Here is a 6,277-nt window from a genome sequence, read left to right as displayed (position 1 = left end):
GTTTCAACCTGGAACCACGTGCGAACGGTGACGGCCCTGGCGGGCAGCGCGGCATTCATCCTCGCGCTATAGGGCCGGTAAGCCTAGCCAGTCGGCAGCTGGTAGTGCCGCACGCCGCGCCTGCCGTCGATCTCAAGCAGCGCGCCGCACAGCATCCCGTCGCCGTACTCGCTGCCCGGGTTGATCGCCAGGGTGGGGCCGAGCCGGATCGCGCCGCGGGACTCGTGGATGTGCCCGTGCAGCCCGAGCATCGGCTGGTACTCCTCGAGGACGCGGCGCACCGCTTCAGAGCCGACCGACTCCATCACCACGGCGCCGCCCTTGACCACGGGTTTCAGCGATCCGTCCAGGGCCGGGGCCCGGTCAATGGCGGTGCGGGCGGGCGGGACGTGCAGGTTGAAGACGGCCCGTTCCGGCCGCTCGACCGCGGCGGCCTTCTTCTCGACGCGCCGCAGGATCTCGTCGTCGGGCAGCTCGCGCGGGGTGTGCCATGGCGTCGGGTTGGAGTAGCCGAAGGACAGCATCGTGATGCCCTCGCCGAGGTCGACCAGGCCCTCCTCGGTCTCGGTCAGCACCGGCGAGTCCCGCAGCAGGCCCTGCAGTTCCGGCGGGTCGTCGTTGCCGGTCATCGCGTAGAGCGGGATCCCGGTGCCGGCCAGCCGCTGCTCCGCGAGATCCAGCCACCGGGTCAGCGTCTCCCGCATCACCTTGAGGAAAACGGCGTGCACCGCCTCCGGGTCGTCCCAGATCTCCTCGAGCTCCTCGTCGGTGGTGCGGTACGGGTAGAAGCCCATGTCGCGGATGCGGGTCTCGACCTGCGCGGTCTCGTCGGCGCTGAGCACCCGCTCGCCGTGAAACTGCCTGATGAGGAAGCCATCGCCGGGGCGGGCCACCACAGGGACCACCGCCTTTCCCGACACGTCGCCGCCCAGGATCAGCGTGTCGGCCTGGTAGAACCGCGCCGCGTTGAGGAACTTCCGCCAGCACACCTCCGAGCCATGGATGTCGGTCGCGAAGTAGATCCGCTTCGTCACCTGGTGACCTCCTCGGGCAGCTGGTACCAGCGCACCCGGCGCCCTACCTTCGCCCGAAGTTGCCACGACAGCGACTTGGGCGCGGCGGTGAGCGCGCCGGTGATGGTGGCGATCCTGCCCGCGATCCGCTCCCGGTCGGCCGGGCCGGCCGGTAGGTCGCCGAGCATGCCCGCGCACGCGCTGAGATTGTCGGTAACAGTGGTGTACAGGCCCCAGTCGGCGCCGCACCTGGCGGCCACCGGGGTGAGGTTCAGCCGGCCGGGACCGTCGGCGTCGGCCGGCTCGTGATCCCACAGCAGCATCGCCGTGTCCGACAGGTCCTTGGCGTTGACCTCGGCGATCTGCAGCTTGGTGAGCAGCAGCTCGGCCGCCGCCAGCGTCTCAGGCTCGGCTTCCAGCCTGGCGCCCAGGTCCAGCGTGTGGGACATCTCGAACGTGTCGAGGAAGACGTCCACCTGCCAGCCGCCAGGACCGTGGTACAGCAGGCGCCGCGCGCCGTGCGTGGCGTTGAACACCCGCTCCGGCTCGAAGCCTTCTTCCTCGAGGGCCGACCGCAGCGCGCGCGACTGGCGCTTGTGCGCCACCAGGTCGATGTCCGGATAGCTGCGGCCGAGCGCCGCGCGGGCCGCCGCCGACCCGCGCAGCCAGATGGCCACCCCGCCGACCAGACGGACCGGGATGGAGCGTGCCGCGGCGGCTGCCACGATGGCACGCCCTTGTGCCACCATGGCAGGCTCCTGCCCGCTCTCCGCCGCGGCGTCTGCCGTACTGCCTTCCGTCATTCCGGCGGGATCTCCGCGAACGTCTGGGAGAGCTGCATGCCCTGGTGGCGCCGGTACAGCCGGACGCCGATGTAGTACACGATGCCGAGCAGCGGCGCGGTGAAGGCCTCGATCATGGGCTTGAAGCCGAACGACCCGCCGAACCCGGTGTGGAAGGCCACCCAGATCACGAAGCCCCACGAGATCGCGGAGATCGCCGCCACGATGGTGATGACCGGCACGCCGAGCAGCTTCGGCTTCGCCCACCCCGGCGCCTGCGCGTGCATCTGCGGGCGCCGCCACGGCACGACCGCGGCGGAGATCGACACGATGATGAAGGCGACGCCCATCACCGCGATCACGTTCAGCAGGTAGTTGCCCAGGCCCTGGTAGACGGTCAGGTAGTTGAGCAGCTCGACGACGCAGCCGATCGTGATGGTGGCGATCACCGGGGTGTGGAACCGGTCGGACACCTGGGTCAGCTTCTCGGGCGCGAGCCGGTCGAACGACCACGCGAACATGTTCCTCGTGCCCATCATGAAGCCGGTCGGCGTCCACCAGATGATGGCCAGCACGAAGCACAGCGCGACGAACGTGAGCAGCCACGACGGCCCGGGCAGGAAGTTGACCAGCGCCGGCAGGTAGGGCAGGAACGGCAGCGTCCAGTGCGCCGAGCCGCCGCCGAGGCCGTTGAAGACGACCGCGCCGAAGAAGTTGAAGCCGAAGTACTTGTAGATCAGGGCGGTGGCGAGCACGTAGCCGATCGCCGAGATCAGCAGCGCGCCGAGGATCGACGTGGTGGCCGTGCGACGGACGTTACGGATCTCCCCGGCGAAGTACCCGGTCCACTGGAAGCCCGTGTAGACCTGGAAGCAGTAGATCATGGCGAACAGGGTGGCGCCCCAGCCGATGGCGCCTGCCGCGCTGAAGCCCTGGTGGCTAGCCTGCGCGAGCACCGCGCCGTACGTGGTGCCTGAGTGCGTGTTCCACGAGTGCACGAAGTGCCCGTGGCTGCCGACGGCCATGGCGATCAGCCAGATGATCATGCCGACCCAGACGACCACGAAGGCGACGAACATGTACCGCGCGACGACGCGCACGCCCAGCACCATCACGGCCGTGAATATCGCGGTGAGGATCGTCGCGATGATCATTATCTCGCCCTTGCTCGGCGAGGTGATGAACGACGAGTGGATGCCCGCCACGTAGGCCGCGGCCGGGCCCATGACGCTCAGCATGTACGTGAAATTGAACGCGATCCAGGTCAGGAACACGAAGGTCAGCGAGAAGTTCGCGAAGAACCCGAGGAACGGGTTTAGCGTCCGGGACACCCAGACGTAATCTCCGCCCGATCGCGGCATGATAACGGTGTAGTAGAGATACACCAGTCCACACGTGGCGACCAAGGGCGTGGCCAGCAGGAACGACAACAGCAGGTTGGCATGCGGCCAGAACGTCGGCGCAAACGCCATTACCTCGGTGATCCCAACCGGGATCAGCACAGCGGAAAAGACCAGGTTAAAGGCGTCGAACGCGCTTAGTTCGCGCACGAGGCCGGTGGCGTTCCTGACAAAAAGGTTACGGCTACTTGCGGGCGGAGTCGCGTCGGCCCGGGACCCTGTGGTAGTCAACTGCATCCTCCTGGTGGGGGTTATCTACAGCCTCACAAGCATCGCAGGCGCGGCCCCCCACCGTGCCACCTACGCAATTCTCAGGCAGTCTGGTTTTAACGTCAATAAGGGTAATTCGAATTACATCTATCATTACTGTGCGTATTGGACCCGTTTCTTTACGTGATGAGCGCGGCGGAGGCGCGGTGGACGGCACCCTGCTGCGCTGGCATGATGCCGAACATGCAGACGCCGCTGTCTCCGCTGGATTTCGCCCGCCGTACCCGCCGGCTGCACGGGGCGCGCGAGGCCGTCGTCGACGGCAGCCTCCGGCTGACGTACGAGCAGTTCTTCGACCGGTGCGACCGCTGGTCGGCCGCGCTCCAGGGGCTGGGCGTCGGGCAGGGAGACCGGGTCGCGACCATCGCGCCGAACACCCACGCGCAGCTCGAGTCGTTCTACGCCGTGCCGCAGCTGGGCGCCGTCCTCGTCCCCGTCAACTACCGGCTGACCCCCGACGACTTCGCCTACATCGTGAACCACTCGGGTTCGACCGTCGTGTGCGTGCACAGCGACTACCTGGCGGACGTCGACGCCGTCCGGGACCAGATGCCCGGGGTGCGGCACTTCGTCGCGTTCGAGGGGACGCGCGACGGGTGGCTGGACTACGAGGCGGCGATCGCCGCCGCCGAGGCCCGTTTCAGCCGGCCGGAGATCGGCGAGCTCGACCTGCTCACGATCAATTACACGAGCGGCACGACCGCGCGGCCGAAGGGAGTGATGATCACCCACAGGAACGCCGCGATGAACACCATCGGCACGCTGCTGCACCTGCCGATCGCGGTCGGCGAGCGATATCTGTGGACGCTGCCGATGTTCCACGCGAACGGCTGGACGTACACCTGGACCGTCACGGCGGCCGCGGGCACCCACGTCTGCCTGCGCAGGGTGGATCCGGCGACCGTGTTCCGGCTGATCAGGGACGAGCACGTGGCCTTGATGTGCGCGGCGCCGACCGTGCTCATCTCGCTCGCCAACGCGCCGGCGGAGACGCGCGGTGACGTGGTGCCCGGGGTGCGCGTCATCACCGCGGGAGCGCCGCCGGCCGCCGCCACGATCGAGCGGCTCGAGGGCGAGTTCGGCTGGGAGGTCACCCACGTCTACGGCCTGACAGAGACCGCGCCGTTCATCACCGTCTGCGCGCCGCTGCCCGAGCACGCGGACCTGCCGCCCGCCGAGCGGGCGGTCGTCAAGGCGCGGCAGGGCGTGGAACTGCTCACGTCGGGCGAGCTCCGGGTCGTCGACGCCGAAGGCAACGAGGTGCCCGCCGACGGGCAGACGCTCGGCGAGATCACCGTGCGCGGGAACGTAGTCATGGAGGGGTACTACAACGATCCCGAGGCGACGAAGCGGGCGATGGGCGACGGCTGGTTCCACTCCGGCGACGCCGCCGTGGTGCATCCCGACGGCTACGCGGAGATCAGGGACCGGATCAAGGACGTCATCATCAGCGGCGGCGAGAACATCTCGTCGGTCGAGGTGGAGGGCACCCTGCTGCGGCACCCGGCCGTGGCGGAGGTCGCGATCGTCGGGGTGCCGAGCGAGCGGTGGGGTGAGACGCCGCACGCGTTCGTGGTGCTGCGTCCTGGCGAGTCCGCGACGGAGCCTGAGCTGATCGCGTTCGTCCGCGACCGGCTGGCCCACTTCAAGGCCCCGCGCGCCGTGACGTTCGTCGACGAGCTGCCGAAGACCGCGACCGGCAAGATCCAGAAATACGTCCTCCGCGGCGGCGCCAACCTCTCCCGCCAGTAACTCCCCCGCGGGGTGCTCGCGGATGCGGCCCACCGCCCAGCGCAGGGCTTCCGCGCGGCTGGCGACGACGCCGGCCACGATCAGCGCGTCAATGGTCGCGAGGTCGGCGGGCCCCAGCAGGACCCCTATCCTGGCGAATTCTGGTGAGTTCTCCATCGGGTCGGGCGGCTTCCCCAGCCATCGCATGCCGCCCCAGTTCGGCCTGGATGGCGCGGCCCGCCGTTCCGGCGTATCGGGAACGAACTCGATCCACGCGATAGACGGGAGCAGCCCGGCGTGCAGCTTGTCGACTCCCTCGCTGTTGGCCTCGGCCCATTCGTGCAGGGTGTCGCGGCTGTCCCAGTCCTCTTCCGGCCTGCCCGCCCGGTCGATGAAGACCCGGATCGCGGTGTCCCCCGGTTCGACGCCCGGATCGTCGCCATATCCCAGCACGTCCACCCGGGCGAACGTGCCCGCGGGGAAAAACGACAACAGGCGCTCGCGTAGCGAGTCAGATACTGCGTTGTCCACGGGAGCAACCTAGCGGCGGGGTCCGACAAACGAGCGAATGCCGCCGTTACCTGATTCGCTCCCGGCTAAATGTCAGAACCGTTCGGCATGATGGGCATGCCCGGAGTGTTGCGGCAAGTACACAGATCGCCGATCATTCCGGTTTCCGCGCCGATGTGCCGCCAGCTTATCTATCCGGGCTTTAGTTTGTCGTCTAGCTAGGGTGGAGTAAACTAATGAGGAAGGGAGTCCGCTACCGGGTACTCGAGCGAGCACTGTTGGCGCAGAGGTGCACGCCGCGGACCGGCAAGGGCGATCATGTGGTCTGGTACTGCCCCTGCGGCCGACATATCGCGGTTGCTGTTCGAGCTCGCGTCGTGTCACCAGGCGTGGTTCGCGACGTAGTGGCCAAGCTGGCTTGCCTGCCGGAAGGATGGCTGGAATGACTAGGTACGACGTCACCGCCAGGCACTGGAAGCATGGCTGGGAGCTGCACATCGATGGAGTGGGCGTCACCCAGTCCCGGAACCTCGCTGAGGCTCAGACGGTGGTGCGAGACTACGTCGAATCG

The 6,277-nt window shown here is 68.0% G+C and carries 4 protein-coding genes; 1 reads left to right on the top strand and 3 read right to left on the bottom strand.

Annotation, left to right across the window (positions count from 1 at the left end):
• Positions 1-83: 83 nt before the first annotated feature.
• From WA805_RS21350 to WA805_RS21340, 3 genes are read right to left on the bottom strand one after another with little or no spacing between them, the layout of a single operon-like run.
• Positions 84-1,034, bottom strand: a complete 951-nt coding sequence (locus WA805_RS21350; protein ID WP_425243207.1) for a metallophosphoesterase family protein — start codon at positions 1,032-1,034, stop codon at positions 84-86.
• Entirely contained in the window at positions 1,031-1,816 is a 786-nt protein-coding gene (locus tag WA805_RS21345; RefSeq protein ID WP_425238701.1) for a hypothetical protein, read from the bottom strand. Before WA805_RS21345 ends, WA805_RS21350 begins: the two co-directional genes overlap by 4 nt.
• Entirely contained in the window at positions 1,813-3,426 is a 1,614-nt protein-coding gene (locus WA805_RS21340) for an APC family permease (RefSeq protein ID WP_422338102.1), read from the bottom strand. The genes WA805_RS21345 and WA805_RS21340 overlap by 4 nt, the downstream gene beginning before the upstream one ends.
• Before the next feature lie 222 nt (positions 3,427-3,648).
• Here WA805_RS21340 and WA805_RS21335 point away from each other — a divergent pair, with 222 nt between their 5' ends.
• Positions 3,649-5,217 carry a long-chain-fatty-acid--CoA ligase gene (locus WA805_RS21335; RefSeq protein WP_422288930.1) on the top strand — a complete coding sequence of 523 codons (1,569 nt, stop codon included), beginning with the start codon at positions 3,649-3,651 and terminating at the stop codon, positions 5,215-5,217.
• Positions 5,218-6,277 lie beyond the last annotated feature (1,060 nt).

Source organism: Trebonia sp., from assembly GCF_049794275.1.
Classification (GTDB): domain Bacteria; phylum Actinomycetota; class Actinomycetes; order Streptosporangiales; family Streptosporangiaceae; genus Trebonia.
Note: the sequence above shows the minus strand (reverse complement) of the source record. Positions and strands in the feature narration are given on the sequence as shown.

Excerpts from the sequence above, each read along its gene's own strand:
- WA805_RS21345 (WP_425238701.1), bottom strand. The coding sequence starts at position 1,816 with ATGACGGAAGGCAGTACGGCAGACGCCGCGGCGGAGAGCGGGCAGGAG.
- WA805_RS21335 (WP_422288930.1), top strand. The coding sequence starts at position 3,649 with ATGCAGACGCCGCTGTCTCCGCTGGATTTCGCCCGCCGTACCCGCCGG.